The 26,039-nt window shown below is 62.3% G+C and carries 24 protein-coding genes, 1 tRNA gene, 2 rRNA genes and 1 pseudogene (1 of these 28 running past the window's edge); 5 read left to right on the top strand and 23 right to left on the bottom strand.

Features of this window, described 5'->3' with window-relative positions; genetic code table 11:
• Positions 1-13: 13 nt before the first annotated feature.
• Positions 14-1,339, bottom strand: a complete 1,326-nt coding sequence (locus ACZ48C_RS02935; RefSeq protein WP_464782122.1) for an ABC transporter substrate-binding protein — start codon at positions 1,337-1,339, stop codon at positions 14-16.
• A 243-nt stretch (positions 1,340-1,582) separates the two neighbouring features.
• On the opposite strand from ACZ48C_RS02935, the gene ACZ48C_RS02930 reads away from it, so the two are divergent.
• Complete coding sequence (locus ACZ48C_RS02930) at positions 1,583-2,317, top strand: FadR/GntR family transcriptional regulator (protein ID WP_424548451.1); 735 nt, start codon at positions 1,583-1,585, stop codon at positions 2,315-2,317.
• Positions 2,318-2,451: 134 nt separating this feature from the next.
• Here ACZ48C_RS02930 and ACZ48C_RS02925 read toward each other — a convergent pair whose 3' ends face one another.
• Genes ACZ48C_RS02925 through ACZ48C_RS02890 form a run of 8 tightly spaced genes read right to left on the bottom strand, consistent with a single transcriptional unit; the run spans position 2,452 to position 9,979 of the window.
• Positions 2,452-3,606, bottom strand: coding sequence for a fumarylacetoacetate hydrolase family protein (locus ACZ48C_RS02925; RefSeq protein WP_464782121.1), 1,155 nt, complete (start codon positions 3,604-3,606; stop codon positions 2,452-2,454).
• Positions 3,606-4,493 carry an aldose 1-epimerase gene (locus tag ACZ48C_RS02920; RefSeq protein WP_464782120.1) on the bottom strand — a complete coding sequence of 296 codons (888 nt, stop codon included), beginning with the start codon at positions 4,491-4,493 and terminating at the stop codon, positions 3,606-3,608. Before ACZ48C_RS02920 ends, ACZ48C_RS02925 begins: the two co-directional genes overlap by 1 nt.
• Positions 4,494-5,237, bottom strand: a complete 744-nt coding sequence (locus tag ACZ48C_RS02915) for an SDR family oxidoreductase (RefSeq protein ID WP_424548454.1) — start codon at positions 5,235-5,237, stop codon at positions 4,494-4,496. It lies immediately after the preceding gene.
• 10 nt (positions 5,238-5,247) lie between these two features.
• On the bottom strand, positions 5,248-5,979 hold the full coding sequence (locus tag ACZ48C_RS02910; protein ID WP_464782119.1) for an ATP-binding cassette domain-containing protein: 732 nt from the start codon (positions 5,977-5,979) through the stop codon (positions 5,248-5,250).
• 3 nt (positions 5,980-5,982) lie between these two features.
• Complete coding sequence (locus ACZ48C_RS02905) at positions 5,983-6,960, bottom strand: ABC transporter permease (protein WP_464782118.1); 978 nt, start codon at positions 6,958-6,960, stop codon at positions 5,983-5,985.
• 55 nt (positions 6,961-7,015) lie between these two features.
• The gene (locus ACZ48C_RS02900) at positions 7,016-7,996 is read right to left on the bottom strand and encodes a substrate-binding domain-containing protein (protein WP_464782117.1); all 981 of its coding nucleotides are present in this window, start codon (positions 7,994-7,996) and stop codon (positions 7,016-7,018) included.
• A gap of 41 nt (positions 7,997-8,037) precedes the next feature.
• Entirely contained in the window at positions 8,038-9,246 is a 1,209-nt protein-coding gene (locus ACZ48C_RS02895) for a mandelate racemase/muconate lactonizing enzyme family protein (protein WP_464782116.1), read from the bottom strand.
• A 10-nt stretch (positions 9,247-9,256) separates the two neighbouring features.
• Positions 9,257-9,979 carry a FadR/GntR family transcriptional regulator gene (locus ACZ48C_RS02890; RefSeq protein ID WP_464782115.1) on the bottom strand — a complete coding sequence of 241 codons (723 nt, stop codon included), beginning with the start codon at positions 9,977-9,979 and terminating at the stop codon, positions 9,257-9,259.
• A 110-nt stretch (positions 9,980-10,089) separates the two neighbouring features.
• On the opposite strand from ACZ48C_RS02890, the gene ACZ48C_RS02885 reads away from it, so the two are divergent.
• A complete protein-coding gene (locus ACZ48C_RS02885) occupies positions 10,090-10,983 on the top strand; it encodes an SMP-30/gluconolactonase/LRE family protein (RefSeq protein WP_464782114.1) in 894 nt (297 codons plus the stop codon).
• 86 nt (positions 10,984-11,069) lie between these two features.
• On the opposite strand, the gene ACZ48C_RS02880 is transcribed toward ACZ48C_RS02885, so the two are convergent.
• From ACZ48C_RS02880 to ACZ48C_RS02830, 11 genes are all read right to left on the bottom strand, one after another.
• Positions 11,070-12,317 carry an enolase C-terminal domain-like protein gene (locus tag ACZ48C_RS02880; protein WP_464782113.1) on the bottom strand — a complete coding sequence of 416 codons (1,248 nt, stop codon included), beginning with the start codon at positions 12,315-12,317 and terminating at the stop codon, positions 11,070-11,072.
• 72 nt (positions 12,318-12,389) lie between these two features.
• The gene (locus ACZ48C_RS02875) at positions 12,390-13,145 is read right to left on the bottom strand and encodes an ATP-binding cassette domain-containing protein (RefSeq protein WP_464782112.1); all 756 of its coding nucleotides are present in this window, start codon (positions 13,143-13,145) and stop codon (positions 12,390-12,392) included.
• Between the two features lie 3 nt (positions 13,146-13,148).
• The gene (locus ACZ48C_RS02870; RefSeq protein WP_313194215.1) at positions 13,149-14,120 is read right to left on the bottom strand and encodes an ABC transporter permease; all 972 of its coding nucleotides are present in this window, start codon (positions 14,118-14,120) and stop codon (positions 13,149-13,151) included.
• A gap of 59 nt (positions 14,121-14,179) precedes the next feature.
• Complete coding sequence (locus ACZ48C_RS02865; protein WP_464782111.1) at positions 14,180-15,160, bottom strand: substrate-binding domain-containing protein; 981 nt, start codon at positions 15,158-15,160, stop codon at positions 14,180-14,182.
• 86 nt (positions 15,161-15,246) lie between these two features.
• A complete protein-coding gene (locus tag ACZ48C_RS02860; protein ID WP_464782110.1) occupies positions 15,247-16,443 on the bottom strand; it encodes an AGE family epimerase/isomerase in 1,197 nt (398 codons plus the stop codon).
• A 14-nt stretch (positions 16,444-16,457) separates the two neighbouring features.
• Positions 16,458-17,243, bottom strand: coding sequence for an SDR family NAD(P)-dependent oxidoreductase (locus tag ACZ48C_RS02855; RefSeq protein ID WP_415212441.1), 786 nt, complete (start codon positions 17,241-17,243; stop codon positions 16,458-16,460).
• Positions 17,243-18,175, bottom strand: coding sequence for an SMP-30/gluconolactonase/LRE family protein (locus tag ACZ48C_RS02850; RefSeq protein ID WP_464782109.1), 933 nt, complete (start codon positions 18,173-18,175; stop codon positions 17,243-17,245). The genes ACZ48C_RS02855 and ACZ48C_RS02850 overlap by 1 nt, the downstream gene beginning before the upstream one ends.
• On the bottom strand, positions 18,172-19,206 hold the full coding sequence (locus tag ACZ48C_RS02845; protein ID WP_415212431.1) for an NAD(P)-dependent alcohol dehydrogenase: 1,035 nt from the start codon (positions 19,204-19,206) through the stop codon (positions 18,172-18,174). The genes ACZ48C_RS02850 and ACZ48C_RS02845 overlap by 4 nt, the downstream gene beginning before the upstream one ends.
• Positions 19,203-20,192: an ABC transporter permease gene (locus tag ACZ48C_RS02840; RefSeq protein ID WP_313194210.1), complete on the bottom strand. Its 990-nt coding sequence runs from the start codon at positions 20,190-20,192 to the stop codon at positions 19,203-19,205. Before ACZ48C_RS02840 ends, ACZ48C_RS02845 begins: the two co-directional genes overlap by 4 nt.
• Positions 20,193-20,194: 2 nt before the next feature.
• Positions 20,195-21,700, bottom strand: coding sequence for a sugar ABC transporter ATP-binding protein (locus ACZ48C_RS02835; protein ID WP_464782108.1), 1,506 nt, complete (start codon positions 21,698-21,700; stop codon positions 20,195-20,197).
• A gap of 81 nt (positions 21,701-21,781) precedes the next feature.
• Complete coding sequence (locus ACZ48C_RS02830; RefSeq protein ID WP_464782107.1) at positions 21,782-22,774, bottom strand: substrate-binding domain-containing protein; 993 nt, start codon at positions 22,772-22,774, stop codon at positions 21,782-21,784.
• Between the two features lie 149 nt (positions 22,775-22,923).
• Between ACZ48C_RS02830 and ACZ48C_RS02825 the strand changes: the two genes are divergently transcribed.
• From ACZ48C_RS02825 to ACZ48C_RS02815, 3 genes and pseudogenes are all read left to right on the top strand, one after another.
• Positions 22,924-23,613 (top strand): GntR family transcriptional regulator, encoded by a 690-nt coding sequence (locus tag ACZ48C_RS02825; RefSeq protein ID WP_424548474.1) that lies wholly within the window; start codon positions 22,924-22,926, stop codon positions 23,611-23,613.
• Between the two features lie 54 nt (positions 23,614-23,667).
• A pseudogene (locus ACZ48C_RS02820) lies at positions 23,668-23,919 on the top strand (recombinase family protein); the annotation flags it as partial.
• Between the two features lie 259 nt (positions 23,920-24,178).
• Positions 24,179-24,649 (top strand): hypothetical protein, encoded by a 471-nt coding sequence (locus ACZ48C_RS02815; RefSeq protein WP_464782106.1) that lies wholly within the window; start codon positions 24,179-24,181, stop codon positions 24,647-24,649.
• 38 nt (positions 24,650-24,687) lie between these two features.
• Here ACZ48C_RS02815 and ACZ48C_RS02810 read toward each other — a convergent pair.
• From ACZ48C_RS02810 to ACZ48C_RS02800, 3 genes are all read right to left on the bottom strand, one after another.
• Positions 24,688-24,764, bottom strand: a tRNA-Met gene (locus ACZ48C_RS02810).
• A 94-nt stretch (positions 24,765-24,858) separates the two neighbouring features.
• Positions 24,859-24,973, bottom strand: a 5S ribosomal RNA gene (gene rrf / locus ACZ48C_RS02805).
• A gap of 119 nt (positions 24,974-25,092) precedes the next feature.
• Positions 25,093-26,039 (bottom strand): 23S ribosomal RNA (locus tag ACZ48C_RS02800); it runs 1,850 nt beyond the window's last position.

The raw sequence follows: 26,039 nt of genomic DNA, 5'->3' as shown, positions 1-26,039 counted from the left end.
CTTGAAATCCGTGTCAGCCCTTGAGGGCGGCGTTGATCTTCGTCGTGGCTGCGGTGAGTGCGGCCCGGGCGTCGGCTTGGCCGGTGACGACCTGGTTGATCGCCACGGCGAACGGATCGAGGATCTCGCTGGACTTCTTGTGGAACCAGGCGGCCTTGAAGATTTTCGCGTCGCCCGAATTGAGGTTGAGCAGCGCCGCTGCCGATGCCTCCGCGCCGAACCGCTTCTGGAACGCCTCGCTCTTCCAGGCGGAATTGCGCACGGTGGCAAGCCCGCCGGCAGCACTCATCAGGCAGCCAGGCTTCGAGTTGAGGAAGCTCAGCAGCAGGAACGCCGCCTTCTTCTTCTTCGAATAGGCGTTGATGCCGGCCTGCCAGGCCCAGATGTTCGGCTTGATCGGATGTTCGCCGGCACGCGGCAGGGCGGCATAGACGGCATCGGCCGCCACCAGGCTCTTTTCCGGATTGGAAATGTCGGTCGCGAAGTTGGAGCTGTCGCAGCCGAGAGCCGCCGCGCCGCTGGAAAAGTCGTTGAGAGCTTCATACCAGTGGTAGTTGCCGACGCCGATCGGCCCCGCCTCGCGCAGCAGGCGGCCGTACATCTCGACACCGGCAATCGCCGCATCACTGTCGAGCACGCAGCGCCCTTCCCCGTCGATGATCTCGCCGCCATAGGAGAAGACGAAGCCGCCGCAGGTCCAGGGGCCGGCGGAGCTGTCGGATTTGGCGCGCATCGCGATGCCTGCCACGGTGTCAGTCTTCAGCTTCAGCGCCGTGGCGAGAAGATCGTCCATCGTCGCGGGAACGCCAAGGCCAGCTTCGCCGAGCATCGCCTTGTTGGCGAACAGCGTCTGCGCCTCGGCTGTGATCGACATCGAATAGTTTTGCCCGTCTGCCTGAGCGGGGAAGTCGCGCGCCATGGCAAAGATGTCCTCCTGGTCGTACCAGGCGGCATCGAACAGTGCCTTGTCGGCATAATAGGCATCGAGTGGCTCGGCCCAGCCAGCGGAGACGAACTGGCCAAGGGCGTGAATCATCATCACGTCGGGCTCGGCCGACTTGGCGCCGAGCTTGATCGGCATCTGCGAGGTGTATTCCGTCTCGGACTGGGTGTTCAACTTGACGGAAATGCCGGTCAATTCGGTGAAGAGCGGCAGCAGGGGCTCGATCGCCGCGCTCCATGGATGCGTCATCGCCTCGACCGTCAAGCTCTCGCCTTTGAAGGCCATCCAATCGATGTCGGCTGTCGAGAAGGCCGCACGAACCTCGTCTGCAGTCTGTGCGAAGCTCAATCTCGGCATGATGGCCAGCCCGATGGCTGCCGTAGCGGCACCGGTCATCAGTCGACGCCGGGTCAGGCATATCTTTCCGTTCATAATACTCTCCTCCTCTTCAGATCCGGTACGGCGCAACGGCTGGATCCCGTAGGGCTGGGATCGGCTCCGCTCTCGTTCACGATGGCGCGAACATATCGATACTATTATTCGTGTCAAGTGTAGTATTATTTGATTTCATGTGTGACCATTTGCGCGCCGACAGGATTTCCGCTATGCCAGCAGGAACAAGAAACGACGGGGGCAGGCTTGACGCAGCAGCAGGACGAGATGGGGACACAGGACGCGGTATCGACCAGCGTCCATGAGACGATCGTCACGACCATGGGAAAACGCATCGTTTCCGGGCACTACCTGCCGGGTGCCGTGATCGGCAGCGAGACCGATATCGGCCAGACCTTCAGCGCCTCGCGTACCGCGACGCGCGAAGCCCTGAAAATCCTGAGTTCAAAAGGCCTGATCGAGGGCAGACCCAAGGTCGGCGTCGTCGTGCGGTCCACAGAACGATGGAATATGATGGATCCTCTGGTGCTCGACTGGGCACTCCAAGATGTAAATCAGGCGGAAAAAGCAATCTCCGATCTCTATGTCCTGCGCATGGCGATCGAGCCGAAGGCCGCACGCATGGCGGCACACCATCATGGTCAGGACGACGAAGCGGCGGTGCGGCGTGCGTTGCGCGGCATGGCCACCTATCTCGACGAAAACGACCGGGTGGAGCAGGATGTTGCCTTCCACATCGCAATCCTGCGCGCGTCGGGAAACCGCCTGTTCTTCTCACTCGGCGAGCTGATTTCAGTCGGCCTGCGTCATCTTTTCCATGCAGGTCTTCGCGCCACAAGCGAAGAGGACGATCGGTGGATTACGCGTCACAAGCGTGTTGCCGATGCGATGTTTGCGCGGGATGAAACCTTGGCCGAAACCGAAATGGTTGCGCTGCTTGCTGAAGCGCGGCAAACACATAATGTCAGTCACCAGCCGTAGGAAGCCGGTCAAGCGGAAATCCCTCGCCGAGGAGAATTCGGCGAGGGATTTCTGGATGGCACTCTTCGTTTCGATATCAAGCGCCGATGACATGCTCCCTTGATGGCCGCCTTTATAAATTAGCTCTGTTCGGGTTACAGGTTCTTCCCGATCAGGCCACGCGCAGCGAGGTTGCCCATCAAAGCGGCGATACCGAAGGTCCAGGGCGGGCATTCGGTCGATAGCGCCACGGTGTTGGTCAAGCTTCCCAGCTCGGCATTAGAAATCGTCACCCGGTCTCCGATCTTGTGCGTGAAGCCTTGGCCGGTCGTATCGCGGTCCTCGACGGGGGCAAAAAGCGTTCCCATGAACAGCATGAAACCATCGGGATATTGATGGTGGCGTCCTATCGTCTGGGCAACAAGATCGAGCGGATCGCGGCTGATCTCCTTCATCGAACTGCTGCCATTGAGGACGAAGCCATCCCTGCCCTCGATCCGCAATTCCAGTTCGGCATTGCGCACGTCGTCGATCGAGTATGTCTCATCGAACAGGCGGATGAATGGGCCAATGGCCGATGAGGCGTTGTTGTCCTTTGCCTTGCCGAGCAGCAGCGCTGAACGGCCCTCGACATCACGCAGGTTGACATCGTTGCCCAGCGTCGCGCCTTTCACGCGCCCTTGGCTATCGACGGCGAGCACGACTTCCGGCTCGGGATTGTTCCAGTTCGATATGGGGTGAAGCCCGACCGCAGCACCCCAGCCGACGGAAGACAGGACGGGAGCCTTGGTAAAGACCTCCGCATCAGGCCCGATGCCGACCTCCAGATATTGCGACCAGACACCGACTTCGATCAGCGCCTCCTTGACCTTCAACGCTTCGGGAGAGCCCGCACGCAGGTTGCGCAGGCTTTCGCCGATGATGCCCGTCACCCGCTCACGGATTGAACGCGCCAGATCAGGGTTTCCTGCAGCCTTTTCCTCGATGACCCGCTCGATCATCGAGCGCGCGAAGGTGACCCCGCACGCTTTGACAGCCTGCAGGTCGCAGGGGGCAAGCAGAGAATATGGCGCATCCGCTGGAAGCTCGAGATTCATGATCGCCTCCAACGGGGCGACGGTTTCCCCCCGCTGGCCGCGAATGAACGATACCGGATCGTCTCTCTCCAGCAGATCACGCATCGTCGGCGCTTCGGCGCTGGTAATATCGACGATCATGCCGTCGCGCAGCACGACTAAAGACGGGCCGCCGTATCCGGAACGGAATATCCGGCCAACGAAGGTGCCGCAACCAAAGGCATTCTGTACCATCAGGAACTCCAGTCCAAAGTCATCGCAACCCTGAGAGTTTCATCGGGAGCGAGAATCTTGAGCCCCGGAAAACCGGGGAGATTGTGTGCATCGACAGGGTGGGAGACAGGCTCGAAGCAGAAGAAATCCGCATCACAGCCCGGAGAAAAGACGAGAGCGACACCGAGGTTGTCGGATGCGGCCAGCCGGAAGGACACGGCCTCCGCGCCCTGCTCGACATCGCAAATACAATTCCAGCCGGTGAAGGCATTGTTGATCCAGCCGTTCGGCAAAGCCGTCAGATCGGAAAAATCCCAATAGCCTTTCGTTTCGATATCGATCGGCGCTATCGGCAAATGCTTTTGGTTTTCCAGCCATACCCTGTCGGCCGAAAACCGGATCTTCGTTTGTGGGCTCCTCGGAAACCAGGGATGAAAACCGACGCCGAACGGCAAAGCCGCCGCTGACTTCGATGTCACCCCAAGACTGACCTCGAGGCCGGTTTGCGAGAGCACCAGCGTCTGTCGGGCTTGATAGCGAAACGGACCGATGTCACCGCCTAAGCAATGCAGGGTGAGTGTCGATCCCGTCTGTTCCGAAACGAACCATTCCCGAGTGAAGCCATCGCCGTGAATCGGAAATTCCTGGTCAGCCAGATTGGGCTCGATCCCGTGGAATTGCCCGTCGAAGGCAAAACCGCCCCCGGAGATGCGGTTCGAGAACGGGACCAGCACGTTGCTCGCCAAAGCGAAGGGACCGTCACTGGTCCGGCCGTTCCATGGGCGCAATAGCGAGCGAAACCTTCCGTCCGCTCCAAGGACATCCAAGCGCGCAATGCCACCCCCCATCTCGGGGACGACGGCGACACGCGCACGCTCGTTCTCGAGAACGATCTCCTGCGCCTGCAACTACCAGCCTCCGTCGATGGCAAAGTTCTGGCCCGAGATCATGTCGGACGCGGCCGATACCAGAAACAGAACAAGGCTTGCGACATGGTTCGGCTCGATCCTCTTTTTCAAGCACTGGCGATCCAGAATCCAATCGTTGTACTGCTGCAGCCGGTCGCCGAACACCCGCTCCTCGGCCTCGGAAACCACAGCGCCCGGAGAGATGGCATTGACGTTGATGCCATAGGGGCCGAGTTCACGGGCAAGCCCTTTGGTGAGGCCGAGCATGGCGCCTTTCGACGCCACGTAGGGCACATAGCCATCCCACTGCCCGTTCAGGGTGATCGAGGTAAAATTGAGGATTTTTCCGCTCCGGCGCTCTTTCATCAACGGCGCGATGGCCCGCACCGCAGCGAAGGCGGCAGAGGAATTGACCCGGATCTGGTCCTCGTACTCCTCCAGGCTAAAAGCCTCGAACGGCTTGTTGATGATCAACGCGGCATTGTTGACGAGAATGTCGATACCGCCGGACGCCTCGGCTTCCGCGCGAACAACCTGCTCCGCCACTTGCAGGTCGTTGAGATCGCAGCCGAGGAAGCGGACGCCGGCACCGAGCTCCGCCGCCTTCAGCGCGCCGTTCTGTGTTTCCGGCCGGTCGAGCACAATCACCGAGGCACCCTCGGCATGAAGCCGCTTCGCCTGTGCCTGACCAAGCGTGCCAAGGCCTCCAGTGATCAGGGCCGTTTTTCCTGCAAGTGTTGCCATTGACGTTTCCTCAGAGCACCGACTGGACTTCTTCGATCGTCGTGTCACCGATCCGCTTATCGAGCACGACCTGGCCGCGGGCCATGGCAACGACGCGGTCGCAGCATTCGAAGACATGGTGCATGTTGTGGCTGATGAAGATGCCGGTGACGTTCTGCTCCTTCAAGGAGCGAACGAAACCAATGACCTTGTTGGTTTCCTTGACGGAGAGATGGTTGGTCGGCTCATCAAGGATCATTACCTTGGATTTGAAATGCATGGCGCGGGCGATTGCGACACCCTGCCGCTGTCCTCCCGACAATTCGCCGACGAGTGCATCCGGCGAGCGCAGATGCAGATCGACATCACTGATCGCCTTGACGCTGTCCTCACGCATCCTGCGCATGTCCATGACGCCGATACCTCCAATCGAAAACCGCATGGGCTCGCGGCCGATGAACAGATTACGGGCGATCGACATGGTCGGCACCATGGAATTGTACTGATAGATGGTCTCGATACCGAGCCGCATGGAATCGCGCGGGCCGGAAATCATGACCTTGCGGCCCTCCACGAAGATCTCGCCTTCGTCCTGCTTCTGCACGCCGGACAGGATGTTGATCAAGGTCGATTTGCCAGCACCATTGTCGCCGATCAGGCCAACGGCCTCGTTTCTGGCGAAGTCGATCGACACGCCTTTCACCGCATGAACGCCGGAATACCATTTGTGCAGGTTTCTAACCGAAACGATGGGTTCGCTCATGGCTCAGGTCTCCACCTTGATCGCCTTGGCGCGTTTGCGCAGCCAGGAATTTGCAATAACCGCGAAGATCGTCAGCGATCCGATAGCGAACTTGAACCAGTTGGCATCGACCTGGCTAAGGATCAGGCCGTTGTCGATGACACGGATGAGCGCAACACCGATGATGCCGCCGAAGACCGCGCCGATGCCGCCGGTGAGCGCCGTCCCGCCGATGACGGCGGCAGCTACGGCCTGAAGCTCCATGCCTTCTCCGATCGAAGGCAGCGGCGAACCGAGGCGCAAAACCTGTATCAGCCCGGCAAAGCCGCTCAGCACAGAGCAAAGGATGAAGCACGCAATCTTGACGCGCGCCGTGGGGATGCCCATTGCGTTCGCGGCAGGAAGAAAACCGCCCGTCGCACGCACCCAGTTGCCAAAATTCGTGCGGCTCAGCAGCAGGGAAACGAGCACAGCAGCGACGACGAACCAAATGAACGACATGCGGAAAAGCTCACCCGGCCCCACATAGCTCGTGAACAGCCAGGTCGGCAGGTCCGGAGACAGAAGCGGCGGGAATCCACCGGAAACCACCACCGTCAACGAGCGGGCCACAAACATCATGCCGAGCGTGGTGATGAAGCTCGGGATGGCGAACTGGATCGTCAAAAAACCGTTCAGGAAACCAATGGCGACGCAGACGAGAAGCCCTGCTACAAGTGCCAAGGGGAACGAGACGTCATGCGTCATCAGCACCGCGATCGTCATCGGCATCAGAGCGAACACTGCCCCCACCGAAAGATCGAACTCGCCGCATATCATCAGAACAGTCACACCGATGGCGACCAACGCCATCTCGGGCAGGATTCCAAAGACGCCGCGCAGGTTATCCGCTGTCAGGAAAATGCCGCCAGACTGGTTCTGGAAGAGGGCGATCAGAACGACCAGCAGGAGGAGTGCCGCGAGCTCCGGCTTCTCCATGTATATCTTAAGCAGTCTTTTCATTCAGAAATCTCCAAAGTGGAAGGGGGATCGCTCACGATCCCCCTTCGGCCACACGTCAGCGCAGGCCTTTCGCGGACAGATCCATGATCATGTCGGCGTCTGCCGGACGGACAATGCCCTGCCCGGTATCGATGTTGGACGGCGCGAGGCCCAGCGTCTTGGCGAGGTAGACTTCCATGACCGGCATAAAACCCTGCATATAGGGTTGCTGGTCGACTTCGACCTGCACATAGCCAGCCTGCATCTGCTGGACCACTTCGGGAACAAGGTCAAAGCCGCCGAGCAGGACCTTTCCGGGCTCAATCCCCCGATCTTTCAGGACGCGGGCAACCGCGGCATGCCAGAAGCCGGTATCGAAATAGGCTGTGGTATCAGGGTGAGCGTTGAGATAGGCGCCGACACGGTCTGCGGTCACAGCAAGATCGGTTCCGCTGTCGATGCGTTCCCACGAGATGTCCCGCGTCGGATTGGCCGCCTTGTATTCCTCGAGGAAATCCATGACGCCCTGACCGCGCGCTTCCGACCAGTTCTGCCCCGGAGCGGAGATGCCGACGAGAACCTTGATCGACCCTTCCTTGGGGAAGTGCTCGGACATGGCTTTGCCAAGCGAATGGCCGGCGGGCCGGAAGCCCTGACCGACGAATGCCGCCCGGCTGTTACCGTCTGCACCCTTGCTGTCATCGACATTGACGCCGATCACCAAGACGCCAGACTTGGTTGCCCGGTCGATCACGTCGTCCAACGCCTTGTCATCGACGATGGAGGTCAGAAGCGCATCGGGTTTGCGAGCCAGAGCCGCCTCGATGTTCGAAAGCTGCTGCTCGACCGCACCCTCCGTCTGGGTGAACACCATCTGACAATTCGCCCCGATCTTCTCGCAGGCATCGTCGAAACCCTTCTTGACGGCCTGCCAGAAGGTATTCGATGCCGACGAGTGATGGGTGAAAACGATATTCAGCGGTTCTGCCTTTGCGATGCCAGCGGTGCCTGCCATAAGGGCAACCCCCAGGGCACCGTGGATAAGGGTCTTTTTCATGCTCTCTCCTCCCAGGTTTACGTGATGGTTCGATTGGAAACTCAGATGCTCGCGGCATCCGAGACACGACGGGACACGGTGAAGGCCCGCTCGAGATCCGGGTGCAATTCCATGCCCAGGCCGGCACCCGGCGGAACGGTGATCATGCCGTTTTTCACCTCCGGCAAGGCGGTGACCAGATCGCGATACCAGGTCTTGTAGAAAGCCCGCACGCTCTCCTGGACCAGGGCATTCGGCGCGTTTAGCGACAGATGCGTCGAGGCGCAGAGGACGACCGGGCCGGTGCAATCGTGGGGCGCGACGGGCAGATGCCAGGCTTCTGCCATCGCCGCGATTTTCCTTGCTTCCGAAAGCCCCCCGCACCAACTGATGTCGAGCATCACGACACCGGCCGCACCTGTTTCCAGCAGATCGCGGAAAGCCCAGCGCGATCCGAGCGTTTCCGATGCGGAGATCGGGGCTGGCGAAACAGCCGCATAGCGTCCGAGGCTGGAGAGACTGTCCATCTTGATCGGATCTTCGTGCCAGAAGGTCTGGTAGGGCGTCAGCGCCTTCGCAATCTGCATGGCCGGCAGCAACTGCCACATCGAATGGAACTCGACCATGATGTCCATCTTGTCGCCGACGGCCGAGCGGATCTTTTCAAACGGTTCCAGCGCGTGCTTGAGGTCAGGCAGCGAGATATATTGCCCGCGGGTCTTTTCCGCCGCGATGTCGAACGGCCAGATTTTCATTGCCGTTATGCCTTCCTCCAGGAGGGAGTGAGCAAGTTCGTCCGCCCGAAGAAGAAAACCGTTCAGATCGTCGTAGGCTCTGACCGCCGAGGTCGAAAGATCATAGTTCGCCGTCGTCTGGCCGGTTGCCTTCTTGATGTATTCCGTTCCGGCACAGGTGTTGTAAGTGCGGATTTCGCGGCGGCTGAAGCCGCCGAGCAATTGCGCGATCGGCTGTCCCGTCGCCTTGCCGAAAATATCCCACAGGGCAATGTCGAATGCCGAGTTGCCGCGCACCTCAGCCCCCGATGATCGGAATCCGAGGTAACCGACGAGATCGGCCGCCAGCAGATCGATCTGAAGCGGATCGCGCCCGATAACGCGCGGCGCCACATATTCGTGGATGTAGGCTTCAACGGTCTCGGCTCCGAAGAAGGTCTCGCCGAGGCCGGTGATCCCCTCGTCGGTATGCACCAGAATCCAGAGCAAGTTCTGTCGTTCCGCGACGCGCACGGTTTCAAGTTTCGTAATTTTCATAAGTCGGTTCCTAAGCGATACCTGCCGCGAGAAGCGCCTTTACGCTTTCATCGAAATGCCTGGCCATGAGATTGCTTGCAGCTTGCGGGTCTCCAGCCAGGATCGATTGGGCAAGCTCGATGTGGATCGCGTTCATCGCGTGTCGTTCGGCGTCAGAGGTACGGCTGCGCCAGCCGATGGGCCATGTCTGGCGGGATACACCCTGAAACGCGCCGACGATGAGCGTGAAGATCGGGTTCTTGGACGCGCGGGCGATCTCAAGGTGGAAAGCAAGATCGCTTTCCATGATCTTTTCCGCGTCGCTGAAGTTTTCCTCCATGGCCATGGCATGCGCCAGGATCACCTTCGCATCGGCGTCCGTGCGCCTGAGCGCAGCGAGCGTCGCGGTACGGACCTCGATCGTCCGACGAACGTCGTAAATTTGCTGGACGTTGATCTGCTCGGTGTGAATCCCGTGCTCGATCATCAACGACATCGCGCCATGATCCAATTGCGCGACCGTCGCGCGTTTCCCAACGCTGAGATCGATCAACCGCATCGCCGCAAGCGAACGAAAGGCCTCGCGCACCACCGGCCGAGAAACGCTCAATTCTTTGGAAAGCGCCGCCTCGCTCGGCAGCCGGTCTCCCGGCCCAAGTTCATTGACACGGATATGGTTCGTGATTGCACCGATCGTCGCACTGACCAAACTCGGCGCCTCAGGGTTCGCACCGATGGATGCCTCCACTCCCATTTCGTTCCTCCGATCAATTTTGAAAACCTGTATTACAGCTTTCATTCTTTCTGTCATATTCTTATACAAACCTATATGTCAAGACAGCCTTGCAAAAGGAGAGAAGCTTCATGCCCCGTGTCGAGCCATGCTTCGAAGCAAGAAACATCGTGGGCGAGAGCCTTGTTTGGGACGATCGCGAAAATGCGCTCTGCTGGGTCGATATCGTTGGCAGGCGTATTCACCGATTTCGGCCAGACAACGCTGTCCATGAGAGTTGGAATACGCCCGACCTCGTCACATCAATCGGGCTCAGAAGAGATGGCGGCGCCATCCTGGGTCTCCGCAGGAGCCTCGTCCTGTTCGACTTTGCGGAAACGTTCCGGACCGTTTGCGAGATCGAACCGGGACAGCTAGGCAACCGGTTGAACGAAGGCGTGGTCGGCCCCGATGGTTGTTTCTGGATCGGCACGATGCAGAACAACATAGCGCCGGATGGCTCGCCGCAGGAGATAACTGCGAGCACAGGCCGTATTTACCGTTATACCCCCGACGGCACGCTGCATGTTCAGAGCGACGATGTTTTCGGCATCACGAATACGTTCGTCTGGACGGTCGACGGGCGTTTCATCACGGCCGACACCCTGAAAAACGCGATCTTCAGCTACGCCTTCGACCCGACGAAGAAGCGCCTTTCGGATCGCAAGCCGGTGCTGTGCGGCTTCCCACAAGGTGTTCCGGATGGCTCATGCCTTGATGAGGAGGGCTTCATCTGGAACTGCCGCGTGGCGGGCGGCGCCTGCATAATCCGTCTCAGCCCCGAGGGAACCGTTGATCGCGTGGTGGAACTTCCCTGCTCGTCGCCTACGAGTTGCACATTTGGCGGCCCGAACCTTGACATTCTCTATGTCACATCGGCCCGTTTCGGGCTGACCGCCGGGCATTTGAAAGCCAATCCGCTGGAAGGCGCGGTGTTCGCCGTCAAGACAGGCCATCGCGGTTTGCCCGTAAACCGGTTCGGCTGATTGCCAGGATCGCTTGGCGGGACGTCGATCTCAAGGTCAAAACCATCGTCCGGCACGATATCCAGGCCGGACGATGGACTGCTCCATCAGTAGCTGACGACGCGGTTGTCGTCGGGATCGGCCCAGCGGGTATTCGGCACGACGGAGAACCAGCCTTCGCGCGACGGATCGCGGTCATACGGATAGCCGCCCAGCGTCTTGTAGAGGTCGGCATATTTGCCGAGCTTGTCGCGGTCGAGCTCCACGCCCAGACCTGGCGCGGACGGCACCTTGATAGCACCGTTCTCGTAGCGCATCGGGCCGCCGACGATGATGTCGTCGACAAGCTGGTGGTAATGCGCATCGGCATGGAAAACGAGGTTCGGGACCACCGCACCGAGATGCAGCATCGTCGCGAGCTGGATACCGAGTTCCCCGGAGGAATGCACGGCGATGCCAAGCTGGAATGTCTCACAGACACCGGCGGCCTTCACGCAAGGCCGGATGCCGCCCCAGAAGGTCGTGTCGAGCAGGATGACGTCGACCGCGGGGTTGAGGATATTAGCGGCAAGCTGCTCGAAATTGACGACCACCGTGTTCGTGGCAAGTGGCATGCTGGTGTTCTCTCGCACACGACGCATGCCATTGAGCCCCCAGGTCGGGTCCTCGTAGTAATCGTTGTTGAGATCTTCGATGCCCTTGGCGAAACGGATCGCCTCCTCGACGGAGAAGGCGGCGTTGGGGTCGTAGCGTACGCTGTCCGGCCCCAGCGCCTTTGCCCAGGCGCGATAGACCTCCAACTCGTAGTCCGGCGGGAAGACGCCGCTTTTCAGCTTATGCGAGGTAAAACCGCACTTCTTCTTGAGGGCCAACGTCTGCTCGATGAGCTGATCGGCTGTGCGCGTTTCACCAAGGCCCGTGTCCTTGTTGGGCAGGCGGAAGAACATATAGCTGGCGAAGGGCACCATTTCGCGCATCTTGCCGCCAAGCAGGTCATAGACCGGTACGCTGAGGAACTTTCCCATAATGTCAAGGCAGGCGAATTCGATCGCCGCATGCATCTGCGTGCGATTGTTGTAGAGGCTTGCCGTCGGATTGCAGATCATGAAACGGAGATTTTCCAGCTCGAAGGGGTCATGCCCGACGAGATAGGGTTTCAGCGCCCGGAAGGCGGCTTCGGCGCTCTCCCCGCCGCCGCCCATCTCGCCGAGGCCGACGATGCCCACATCGGTCTCCACCTCGACGATGGTGCGCACGAAACGTCCCCAGTGGGCCCCGTTGGAATGGCGCAGCGGCGCCTCCAGCGGAACGGTGACGGTCGTGGCGCGGATATCGGTAATTCTGGGTCGCTTCATGGGAGGCTCCAATGGAACTGTCTGTCGAAAAAGCCGGAACATCTGGCGTCCCGGCCCTGGCCGGAAAGGCCGCTAGCTGATCATCCGAGTCATCTCGTCGACGCTGATCTCGCCGGCGGGCAGATCGGCGATCTTCTCGCCGCGGGCCATGGCGACGATCCGGTCGGAGATCGGATGGATGTGGTGCAGGTTGTGGCTGATGAAGATCGAGGTGACGCCGAGGCCCTTCAGCTCGACGACATGATCCAGCACCTTGTTGGTCTCCTTGACCGAGAGGTGGTTGGTCGGCTCGTCGAGGATCAGCACCTTCGAGCGGAAATGCATGGCGCGCGCGATGGCGACGCCCTGGCGCTGCCCGCCCGAGAGCGCCTTGACCGGCGTATCGGGCCCGCGCAGGTGGAGGCCGACGCCGCGCAGCCCCTCCATCGCCTCGCGCGCCATCTTCGCCCGGTCGACGATGCCGAGGCCGGGACGGCCGAATTTCAAAGGCTCGCGCCCGATGAAGAAATTCTGCGCGATCGACATTTCCGGCACCATGGCCGTGTACTGGTAGATGGTCTCGATGCCGAGGCCCATCGCCACTTCCGGGCCGGTGATGGAGACGCTGCGGCCTTCGATGAAGATGTCGCCCTGGTCCTGCGTGTGCACGCCGGACAGGATCTTGATCAACGTCGACTTGCCGGCGCCGTTGTCTCCCACAAGGCCGATCACCTCGCCGCGAGCGGCATGGAAATCGACGTTCTTCAGGGCATGGACGGCGCCGTACCATTTCTGCAGGCCGACGCATTTGATGATCGGCTCTCCGGCCGTATTGGCGGCGTTGCTCATGGCTTACCCCTTCATGCCTTCGGCTTTCAGCCGGGTCTGCGTGTTGAGGACGACCGCCACGACGATCATGGCGCCGACGGCGAACATGAACCAGTTGGCGTTGACGCCGCTGAGGATGAGGATGTTCTCGATCATGGCGATCAGCAGCGTGCCGACCACCGCGCCGAGAATGGAGCCGACGCCGCCGGTGAGCGCCACGCCGCCGATGACGGCCGCGGCGATCGCCTGCATCTCGAGCCCGGTACCGAGATTGGGCACGATTACCTTGACGCGGAAGCTCTGGATGATGCCGGCAAACCCGGCGAGCGTGGCGCAGAGCATGAAGCAGGCGATCTTCACCCGCTCGGTCTTGATGCCCATGTCGCGCGCGGCCTGCGGGTGCCCGCCGGTCGCATAGATCCAGTGGCCGAAATCCATGCGCCGCAGCACGAAGCCGAGAGCGAGCGCGATGGCGATCATGTAGAGAAGCGACACGCGCGGCGCGACGAGGCCGAGATCGAGGCGCCCCACCAGCCAGGAGACATCGAGCTCGCGCGGAAAGACCGGCGGGAAGCCCCCGGCCAGCACGACGGCGAGGCTGCGGGCCATGAACAGCATGCCGAGCGTGGCGATGAAGGACGGGATCTTCAGCCGCAGCGTGATCAGGCCATTGGCAAGGCCGATCAGCGCCGCCAGCACGAGGCCGGCGAGGATGGCGACCGCAACCGGCCAGCCCGCCTGCATCAGGAGGACCGTCACCATCGGCGACAGGCCGAAGACGGAACCGACGGAAAGGTCGAATTCCCCGGCGATGATCAGGATCGTGATGCCCATCGCGACGATCGCCAGTTCCGGGATCGGCTGCAGATAGACGGTCATGTTGCCGGTCGCGAAGAACCGGTCGTTGATGAAGCTGAAGGCGACGAACAGGGCGGCGAAGATCAGCAGCGCCGCCATTTCCGGCCGCGCCATCAGGTTGCGGACATTAGGTTTCATGGTCTCTGGCCTTTAAAGGGCTCTCCCGCCTTCCGGCGGAAGAGCCGGTGAATGGCGATCTAGCGGATGCCCATCGACATGAACTTCTCCACCTGCTCCAGGTCCTTCGGCTCCACCACAGCCTTGCCGGTGTTGACGTCGAAAGCGCTGAGACCGAACTTCTTCATCATCGCGAGTTGGAGGATCGGCAGATAGCCCTGGTAATAGGGCTGCTGGTCGATGGTGATGTCGACATAGCCCTTCTTCATCTCGTCGAGCACGACGGGCACGAGGTCGAAGGTCGCCATGTGCAGTTGGCCGGGCTTGATGCCGAGGTCGCGCAGGCACTCGCCCGCCCCCGCGCCCCAGAAGCCGGCATCGACATAGGCGTTGGTGTCCGGCTTGCCCTGCACGTACTGGCAGATGCGGGACGCCGTGACGGAAATGTCGTTGGAGCTGTCGATCACCTCATAGGTGATCTCGCGGTTCGGCTCGGCGGCCTTGGCTTCCTCCAAGAATTTCTTGGCCCCGCCGATGCGCGCCTCCGCCCAGCTTTCCCCCGGACGGGAGAGGCCCAGCAGCGCGTGGATGGGCTGGTCGGCCGGGATTTTCGCATGCAGGCCCTTCATCAGGACATAGCCCGCCTCGAAAAGATCCTGCCCCACGAAGGCGTTGCGCGCATTGCCGGCAGCGCCCTGGCTGTCGTCGACATTGGCGGTGATGACCGGAATGCCCTTGTCGACGGCCTTCTTCACCGTCTCGTCGTAGAGGTCGTCATTGACGATGACGGTCACGATGCCGTCGACGCCCTGCTCAACCACCGTTTCGAGATTCTGCAGGTGTTTCTGCAGGTCGCCGTTCGGCGTCGTGAAGATGAGCTGGCAATCCGCGTCGAACTGGGCGCAGGCATCGTCCATGCCCCGCTTGATCGATTGCCAGAAGCTGTTGTCGATGCCGGTCTGCGTCAGGTAGACGAATTTCGGCTTGTCCGCGGCTCCGGCGATCCCGGCCACAGCGAGTGCGGCGCCCAGCGCCAGTGCGGCCAGCGATGTCTTCAGCATGTCATTCCCTCCCATGATCTTCGCTTGCGCTCTCTGCCGAGAGGCCAGCCGCGGAGCGCGTGGCGCGGCCGGCCGTTTTCCGGGCGCTACCGCGCCTCCCCCAGCACACGGAGGATTTCGTAGCAGGCGCCGAAGGGGTGATAGTCGGTCTTGCCGGGCGGGCTCTTGATGTCGCTCTGCTTTTCGCCGGCAGGCGACAGGATGCGAAACCAGCAGCCATGGTCGTGATCGACCAGATGCCGCCAGCTGTAACGCCAGAGGCGGTCGTAATCCTGCCAGTAGCGCTCCTCGCCGGTGCGCTCCGCAAGGCCGGCGGCGGCGGCCACCGTCTCGCAATGGACCCAATGGTACTTGTCGAGATCGTAGAGCTTGCCGTCCGGGCCGTAGCTGTAGTGCATGCCGCCGAATTCGAGGTCCGCGCTTCTGGCAAGCGCCGTCTCGTAGAGCAGGATGGCCTTGGGCAGCATCCAGTCGCGCGGGCGGTACCGCTCGAGGATCAGCAGCAGCTTGGTCCATTCCGTCATGTGGCCCGGCAGGTAGCCGTAGGGCCGGAACAGGTGCTTGGGGTCATCCTTGTTGTAATCCCAGTCGATCGTCCAGTCCTGGCGGTAGTGCTCCCAGACGACGTCCCCGGCACCCGCCGCGAGCTCGACGCAGATGCGGCGGGCGAGCGTTTCGGCACGGTCGAGATAGCGCGCCTCGCCCGTCGCCTCATGGGCCGCCAGCATCGCCTCGGTCATGTGCATATTGGCGTTCTGGCCGCGATAGGGCGAAACCCGCTGCCAGTCGCGACCGATCTCGTCCTTGTAGAGCGCGCGTTCCGGCTCCCAGAAGCGGCTTTCGAGCAGATCCCAGGTCTCGGACACCTTCTCCGCCATGCCGGCGATGCCGGCCTTCATCGCCGCGGCATAGGCGAGCAGCACGAAGGCGTGGCCGTAGCAATGCTTGGTCGTGTCCACCGGCTCGCGGCCGTGCATCAGCCAGAAATAGCCGCCGAAATCGGGATCGCGGTGCACCTCGTCGAGATACTTGACGCCGTGCGCGGCCGCTTCGGCGAAATCCGGCCGCTGGAACAGCACGGCGGCCGTCGCATAGTTGAAGATGAAGCGCGTGGTCGAGACGAGATGCTGCGTCTTGCGATCGGTGATGAAGCCGTCGTCGCGATATTCGTTGTAGTATCCGCCGTCTTCCCTGTTCAGGCAGATCGGATGGTAGAAATCCATGATCTCGCGTAGATGGGCGAAAAGGAACGTCTTCGAGCGGAAATCGGGAAACGGTTTCATGGTCAGCCTTCCGATCAATCGGGAATGATGATGCCGAGCTTGGAGAGCACGCCGCCGTCGATCTTGATATCGGCACCGGTGATGAAGCGGGCCTTGTCGCTTGCCAGGAAGGCGACGAGATCGGCGACCTCGGCCGGCTTGCCGACACGGCCGAGCGGGTGGCCCCTGCCCCAGGCATCCAGCGTCGCCTCGGCCGTGCTGTCGCCCTTCCACAGATCGGCCGCCCAGCGCAGCATGGGCGTGTCGATGGAGGCCGGGCAGACGGCGTTCACGGTGATGTTGTCCGGCGCGTGGTCGAGCGCCATGGCGCGCACGAGGGCGTTGATGGCGCCCTTGCTCGCCGTGTAGGCAGCAACGCCCGCCTGCGAGGCATAGGCCTGCACGGAGGAGATGGCGACGATCGCCCCGCCGCCGCGCTTCTGCATTTCCGGGATGGCGAATTTCGCGGCGAGGAAGATGCCCTTGAGGTTGATGTCGAGCACGTCGTCCCAGACCTCCTCGGGCGTGTCGACCACCGTGCCGTAGCGCTGGATGCCGGCGCAGCAGGCGAGCACGTCGACGCCGCCATGGCGCGCGACGGCGGTGTCGACGGCCGCCGCCATGTCGTCCTTGCTGCGCACGTCGCCGACGAAGCCGGCAGCATTCGCGCCGATGGCCGCCACCGCGTCATCGACCGAAGCCCTGTCGTTGGCGACGATCAGCACCTTGCCACCGCCCGCCGCGAAGCGATGCGCACAGGCAAGCCCCATGCCGAGGCTGCCGCCGGTAACGATGATGCTCTTGCCGTCAAATTCACTCATCATGCTTTCTCCGAAACGGAAGGGTTTTGGGCACAGGCCCCGAATTTCGGCTCGGGAAGGCCGCGGCCGACGCCCTCGACAGCGAAGAGCCCCCCTTCCAGCGGATGCGCGTCGAGATGGTCGGCCGGCATGGTGAAGCGCGCCGACGTGACATAGAGGGTGGAGAGGTCCGGCCCGCCGAAGGTGCAGCTCGTCGGCCAGCCCGCCGGCAGTTCGACGAGGCCGACGAGATCGCCGTCGGTGTCGAAACCCGCGACCGCCGCGCCGCCCGCCACGCGGCAGTTCCACAGCCGGTCCTGCGCATCGAGGCAGGAGCCATCCGGAAAACCACGCGGGAAACCGGCGCCAAGAGTGCGCCGGTTGGCAAGGGCGCCGGTGGCGACATCGCAATCGAAGAGATAGAGTTCGTTCGCCAGCGTATCGGCGAAGAAGAAACGGCCGTCCTGCGTCCAGGCCATCGTATTGGTGATGCCGTATGCGTTCGGCGTCAGTTGTGCGACCCGGCCATCCGCATCGATGCGGTAGATGGCCCCGGCATTGCGGTCCATGTCCTTGGGCGAGCCGTCAGGGTGGAGGTTGCTCTGCATGGTCGATACCCAGAAGGCACCGTCCGGCGCGACGCGCCCCTCGTTGAGGCGGTTGTCCGGCAGGTCCGGCTCCGGCACCGCGAATTCCTCGAAGGCCCCGCCCGGCCGCCACAGGCAGACGGTGCGGTGCAGGCCGACGATGAAGCCGCCATCCGCCCGCATGCCGATGGAGGTCACGAAATCGGGCGTCGGCCAGACATCGTGGCGGCCATTTGAGGGTTCCAGCCGGTGAATGCGGCGGCCGACGATATCCACCCAGTAGAGCGCCTTCTCCTCGCCCGACCAGACGATGCTCTCGCCGACGATATCCTTCGCATCGAGGAGCAGGGAAACCGCCGTCTTCATGGCAGCACCACCGATTTGATCGAGGACGGGTCGTCGCTCGCCCTGGCAAGCGCCGCCGCCGTTTCCTCAAGGCCAAAACGGTGCGTGATCACGGATTTCAGGTCCACGAGGCCGCTTGTCGCCAGCGCGATCGCCCTCGGATACATGCCGGCATAGCGGAAGACGCCGTGGATCGAGAGCTCCCGCTCCATAGCGGGCCAGAAGTCGACCGAGGCGGCGCCCGTCGGATTGATGCCGACCAGGGCAAGGCCGCCGCGCGGGCGGATGCGCGGCAGGGCGCGCGTGACCGCCGTCGGCGCCCCGCTGCATTCGATGACGGCGTCCACCTCGGCAATCGTCCCGTAGGCCGGATCGGCGGCCGCGTCATGCGCCTCGAAACGCGGGAAGCGGGAGACGAGGCCGATGCGGGCCGGGTTGATATCGGAAAGGATGATGCGCGTGGCGCCGCGCGCCGCTGCAGCCTGCCCCGCCAGCAGCCCGATCGGCCCGGCGCCGACGATCAGCACGGAGCTTCCCGGCTTGAGGTCGAGCCGCTCCGTCGCCCACAGCCCGACGGCCAGCGGCTCGATCAGCGCCGCCTCCTCGAAGGAGAGGCTGTCGGGAATGGCGAAGGTGAAATCGGCCGGATTGACGACCCGCCGCGCGAAGGCGCCGTGATAGGGGGGCGTCGCCATGAACACCACGTCGCGGCAGAGATTGTAGGCACCCGACCAGCATTGCTCGCAATGGCCGCACGGCCGCTGCGGCTCCAACGTCACGCGGTCGCCGATCTTGAGATGCGTGACCGCATCGCCCGTCGCGACGACCGTGCCCGCCGCCTCGTGGCCGAGCACGATCGGCCGGTCGCAGACGAGATTGCCGATCCGGCCATGGCGGAAATAGTGCACGTCCGATCCGCACACGCCGACGGCGGCGACCTCCACCACCACATCGTTCGGCCCGGCGACCGGCTCCGGCCAGTCCTGCATTTCAACCTGGTTGGGCGACAGGAGCACCGCCGCCCGGTTCGGCCTCGTGACGTTCGCGTTCATGTCCGCCCCCGCATGCGCTTGATGCTGATGATGTTGACCATGACGGCGACGAGGATGACGACGCCGCGCACGATGCCCTGGGCGAATGGATCGACGCCCATCAGGACGAGACCGTTGACGAGGGCCGCGATGAACACGACGCCGAGCAGCGTCCCGAGCATGGTGCCGCGTCCGCCGAACAGGCTGGTTCCGCCGACGACGACCGCGGCTATGATGTCGAATTCCAGGCCGGAGGCCGCGCCGCTGTTGCCGGAGCCGAGACGGCTCGCCATCAGGATGCCCGTCAGCGCCGCCAGCGCGCCGGTGATGGCGAAGACGAGGATGCGCACCCGCGCGACGGGAATGGCCGAGAGGCGCGCGGCCTCGGCATTGCCGCCGACCGCATAGACGCTGCGGCCGAAGACCGTGCGCGTCGCCACGAAGCTGAAGACGGCGAAGAGCACCAGCATGATGACCGCGGGCGTCGGAATGCCGAGGAACCAGCCGGCGCCGAGGCGCTGGAAGCTGAAATCCATGATCACGATCGGCACGGCATCCGACATGACCTGCGCCGTGCCGCGCAGCCCCAGCCAGAGCGCCAGCGTGACGATGAAGCTCGGCACGTCGAGGAAGGCGCGCAGCACACCGGTGAAGCAGCCGATCAGCGCGCCGAGGACGATGACGATCAGGGCGGCAGCGGCAAGCGGCACGCCGGACTGCGCCAGCGAGGCGAGAAGCACGCCGGCAAAGGCGACATGCGGGCCGACGGAGATGTCGATCTCGCCGCTGATCAGCACCAGCGTCATGCCCCAGGCGATGATGCCGACGAAGGCGGCATCGCGCAGGATATTGAGCTGGTTGGGCAGCGTCATGAAATTCGAGGCGAAGGCCGCCAGGAAGGCATAGAGCACGAGGATGGCGACGAGGAGGCCGATCTCGTTGGCGCGCCCGCTGAGGAAGTGCCGCAGGTCGAACTTCTGATAGGATTCGGATTGGATAGGGGCCATCGTCAATGCACTCCGTGTTCGCCCGTCGTCAGCTCGGCCAGCGTCTCCGTGCGGATCGCCGCCCCTTCCACCTCGCCCGTGATGCAGCCGCCGCGCAGGATCAGGACGCGGTCGCAGACCTCGCAGAACTCCTCGATCTCGCCGGAGACGAAGACGACGGCGAGGCCGTCGGCGGCGGCATTCCGCATGAGCTGGTAGATCTGCCGCTTGGCGCCGATGTCGACGCCGCGCGTCGGCTCGTCGAGCAGCAGGATGCGCGGCGCTGCATTCAGCGCCTTGCCGATGACGACCTTCTGCTGGTTGCCGCCACTGAGATTGCCGAGCGCCTCGCCGGGATGGGCAAGCTTGATGCCGAGCGAGCGGATCGACGCGGCGACCTTTTTGCGCATGGCGGCCCGGTCGATCACGCCGCCACGGGAGACCGAACCCCAGCTCGCCATGACGAGGTTTTCGTCGATGCCGAGCATCATCACCGCCCCCTCGCCGCGACGATCCTCCGGCGTCATGAAGATGCCGTTCGCCCGCGCTTCGCGCAGGCTCGCGGGCCTGAAATCGCTGCCGGCGAGCGTCATGGAACCGCCCTCGGCGGTGCGCAGCCCGGCGATGGCCTGCAGGAGCTCCGTGCGGCCCGATCCGAGCACGCCCGCGATGCCGAGCACCTCGCCGGCCCTGATCTCCAGGCTCGCGCTCTCGACGCGCGGCGCGACACGGAGGTCGCTGATCGTCAGCAGCGGGCTGAATCTGCCGGGCTCGCCGACAGCGCGTGCGCTGCCGCCTTCGCCCTGCGTACCGCCGAGCAGCATGTCGACGATCTCCCGGTTCGAGACATCGGCGACCGGGGCGGTCGCGATATGGCGGCCGTCGCGCATGATGGTGACGGAATGCGCCACCTTGCGGATTTCGTCCATGCGGTGCGAAATATAGATGATGCTGGTGCCCTGTTCGGCGAGCTGCCGCACGACGCGGATCAGCGTTTCCGCTTCCTGGGCGACGAGCGAGCTGGTCGGCTCGTCGAGGATGAGCAGGCGGGCGCCCTGGCTGAGGGCGCGCGCGATCTCGATGAGCTGGTGTTCCGCCACCGAGAGACGTGCCACCGGCTGGCGCGGATCAAGACGAAGGCCGAGCAGGGCGAGCGCATCGTGCGCGTCGCGCTGCATCCGGGGCCAATCGACGCGCCCGCCGCGCGTCGGCCAGCGGCCGAGGAAGACATTCTCCGCTATGGAAAGCTCCGGCACCACGCTCAATTCCTGGTGCACGGTGGCGATGCCGGCCTTGATGCCATCCATCGGCGCACGGAGCGCGACGGATTTGCCGTCGATCAGGATCTCGCCCTCGTCCGGCCGTTCGACGCCTGCGAGGATCTTCACCAGAGTCGACTTGCCCGCCCCGTTCTTGCCGAGCAGGGCGCGGACCTCGCCGCGCGCCAGGGCGAAGTCCACATCCCGCAGGGCGACGACGCCGGGATACGCCTTGGATATGCCGCGCATGTGAACGAGCGGTTCGACCATGGGACCATGCCACTGACTGCGTTGACGAAAAGGGAAGGCCGCGGCAAGCCGCGCCCTCCCCCGGGAGGAAACCGGCTGAATTCAGGGGATGCCGTCGGGCCGCGCTTCCAGCCAGGCCTTCACCTTGTCCGGATCGGAGGAGAGGAACATCTCCGTCGGCACGATGGTGAGATAATTGTCGATCGCCTCGCCCTTGATGGCCTTCAGCGCCATGAGCACGGAATCCTTGCCCATCTGCTGCGGCTGCTGGCCGTTGGTGGCGATCAGCGTTTCGGGCGCGTTGATGAGATATTGTGCGAGCTGCACGCTGATATCGTTGCCGAACACTACCGCCTGTCCCTGGCGGCCGGAGGCCATGATGCCCTGGATGGCGCCGATCGTGCCGTTGTCCGTCGTCGCGAACATGGCGTTGATCGCGGTGTCGCCGGTCAGCATGGTCGTCGCCGTCTCGGTCGACTTGCCCGGCTCGAAGCCGGCCTGGTCGGCCGCCCATTCGACACCCGGCACCTTCTCCTCGACGGCCTTCTTGAAACCGGCCTTGCGCTGCACGCAGGCCTCGTAGACATCGCAGTTCAGGACGCCGAACCGGGGCTTGTCGATCCCCTTGTCCTTGAAATAATCGCCGGCGACGACGCCGACATCGTAGCCCAGCTTGTACTGGTCGGTCGTCACCAGCGCCTTGACGTATTTCTTGGCGTCCTCGTCGTTTACGCAGGTGTTGTAGCAGACCACCGGAATGCCGGCCTCCGCCGCCTGCTTGACGACCGGCACGGAAGCCGTGGCCGAGACCGGCGACATGATGATGGCGCCGACCTTCGAGGAGATCAGCGTGGAGGCGAATTGCGCCTCCTTGGCCGCATCGCCCTGCGAATTCTGCCCGAGCAGGCGCACGCTCTCGTTGCTGGCGCCTGCCTCGATGCCCTTCTTGATGCCGCCGTAAAAACCCTGCGCATCGAGATAGAGCGCCCCGATGGTCAGGTCCCCGGCACTCGCGGCGCCCGCCATGAATACCGCCAGCGCGCTGGACGCGATTGCCCGCACGATAGCGGGCCGCAACTTGTCATGCAGTGTCATCGGTCTCCTCCCAAATTCCTTGCATTCTTGTATGCAAGATTCTTGAACTGGTCAAGCATCGACGTTGGCACGAGTGGAAAATCATTATTTTCCGGGTTATCCTGCACGCGAGAGAGATTTGCATGCAAGAAAACAAGGGCGTTCAACCCATGACGCGTGATACGAAGATTTCGGCGGCGGAGCATTGCTACCGTACCCTTTCGCGAAAGATCATCGGCCTCGAATTGAAGCCGAACGAACCGATCGGGGAGCATGCCATGGCCGAGCTCCTCGGCGTCAGCCGCACACCGGTACGCGAGGCGCTGTCTCGCCTTTCCGCGGAGGGGCTGGTCGATATCCGGTCGCGGGCGGGCGTCGTGGTCGCACCGATCCGCATGGACGCGGTGCGGACGGCGCAGTTCGTCCGCGAGCAGCTCGAAGTTGCGATCGTGGCGGAAGCGGCCCGGCAATCGAACCGCCGCATTCTGCTCGGCATCCGTCAGGCCATCGAGGAGCAGGAGCTTGCCATTCAGGAGGACAATTCGGACCTCTTCTTCGAATGCGACGAGCGCATGCATGCCCTTTATTGCAGCCTTGCCGGCCGCGACGGGGTCTGGGGCTTCATTTCGGACGCGAAGAAGCACATGGACCGCGTCCGCCGCCTGTCGGTCCAAGCCGGTCAACTCGGTCAGTTGGTAAAAGACCATCAGGACGCACTGGACGCCGTTGCGGCGGGCGATACTGAACGCGCCCAGGAGGTCATGAAGCTCCACCTGCGGCGGGCCATGCTGGATCTGAGCGATCTTTCTCGCAGATTTTCATCCTATTTCGAATCTGAAGTCCAAAGCGCTGCGGAATGAGTGGCGAATGGCAACACCCAATCGCTAGTCGCTAAAATCAGAAGCGCGATTTGAATAATTCCCTATCGCGAACCGAAGTGCGAGCGGATCGACGTGGTCCTCTGCGTTACCGTCGACCGCCTGTCGCGTGACGTCGAGCACAGCTCCAAGATCCTCAAGGAGCTCAATTACCACGACACGGCGATATGGACCGTGCAGGCAGGCCAGCCGATCAGCCATATCGAGCTGCATATGCGCTCCACGCTCAGCCATGAGCTGGTCGAGCAGATCCGCTATCGCACGCGCGAAGGGATGAAGACGGCGGCCCGCAAGGGCAAGGCGATGACCCGCTTGTGCTACGGCTACCGGCTCGGCCAGCAGCGCGACGCCAACGGCGACAGGATCAGGGGCCCGCGCGAGATCGAACCGGCCGAGGCAGAGATCGTGCGCTGGATCTTCGAGCAATATCCCGACGGGGTCAGTCCAGCGGCGATTAGAGCCCCGGCGGTTTTGAATACGCCAAGTGGCGCGGTGTGAGCAACCGGCGCAAACGCGAAGCTTTCATCTTGCGCAGCGTTGGAGCCTGATGCAGCAGCTTCAGGACCGGCATGCCGAGGGCCGCCCTCGCCTACCCATTCTGGACGACCAGCTCGACGAACTGGAAGTCACGCGCGAGAAGCTGGTCAAAGAATTCGCCGGCACAGCCGAAGAACCGGTGGAGGATTTTCAGGAGAAGATTGGAAAGCTGCGGGGGCAGTTCAATCCCGCCAACACCGAGATCGCCATCCGCAAGCTGATCTTCCTCGCCTGCAACAACGCCGACGAACAGGCCAAGCGCCGGCTAATGCCGATCGTTCGCGATCTGATCGAGACGGTGGTGATCGGCAAGACACCGGGCCGTCGGCTGGCAGCTCTGCAGGTCCATGGCGATGTCGCCAACATCATGGCGTCGATGGATGTGATCGACATCATGCAACAGCAGTTTGTCGCTTCCGCCCAGAACGATATGATGGCCCGCATTGCGTCCGGCGAGCTTGAGACGGAGCACAAACACTAAAAAGCCCCGCGACATTTCTGTCATCGGGGCTTTTGATTTGGTTGCGGGGGCAGGATTTGAACCTGCGGCCTTCAGGTTATGAGCCTGACGAGCTACCGGGCTGCTCCACCCCGCGTTATGTTTTTGCATGCAAAAGGGCCGCTTTGAGGGCGGCCCGATTTCGGCTTGGGCCGAGGATTGTTTTGAGAAGATTTGATTGCCTTTAGCAGACCTGGCAGCGACCTACTCTCCCGCGTCTTAAGACGAAGTACCATTGGCGCTGGGGCGTTTCACGGCCGTGTTCGGAATGGGAACGGGTGCAGCCACCCCGCCATAACCACCAGGTCGGCTAAGGGCAATCTTTTGAGAAGCTGGTAGAAGGCGGAGCCTTCGTTTGTTTAGTCTGTGAACACGTCTGGCTTCATCGCCCTTTTTCAAAGGGCCGATGAGCATGAACAATGAGAACGATCAAGCCAATCGAGCTATTAGTACCGGTAAGCTTCACACATTGCTGCGCTTCCACACCCGGCCTATCAACGTGGTCGTCTTCCACGGCTCTCAAGGGAATACTCGTTTTCAGGTTGGTTTCCCGCTTAGATGCCTTCAGCGGTTATCCATTCCATATATAGCTACCCTGCTATGCCCTTGGCAGGACAACAGGTCCACCAGAGATATGTCCATCCCGGTCCTCTCGTACTAGGGACAGATCCTGTCAATATTCCTACACCCACGGCAGATAGGGACCGAACTGTCTCACGACGTTCTGAACCCAGCTCACGTACCGCTTTAATTGGCGAACAGCCAAACCCTTGGGACCTGCTCCAGCCCCAGGATGCGATGAGCCGACATCGAGGTGCCAAACAACCCCGTCGATATGGACTCTTGGGGGTCATCAGCCTGTTATCCCCGGCGTACCTTTTATCCGTTGAGCGATGGCCCTTCCACGCGGGACCACCGGATCACTATGACCGACTTTCGTCTCTGCTCGACTTGTCAGTCTCGCAGTCAGGCGGGCTTATGCCATTGCACTCGACGACCGATTTCCGACCGGTCTGAGCCCACCATCGCGCGCCTCCGTTACTCTTTCGGAGGCGACCGCCCCAGTCAAACTACCCACCATACACGGTCCCGGATCCGGATAACGGACCGCGGTTAGACATCCATGACGATAAGGGTGGTATTTCAAGGATGGCTCCACAGAAACTGGCGTCCCTGCTTCAAAGCCTACCACCTATCCTACACATGCCGACACGAATGCCAGTGTAAAGCTATAGTAAAGGTGCACGGGGTCTTTCCGTCTAACCGCAGGAACCCCGCATCTTCACGGGGAATTCAATTTCACTGAGTCTCTGCTGGAGACAGCGGGGAAGTCGTTACGCCATTCGTGCAGGTCGGAACTTACCCGACAAGG

Source organism: Shinella sp. 1A1 (assembly GCF_055379515.1).
This window is presented reverse-complemented; position numbering and strand designations above follow the sequence as displayed.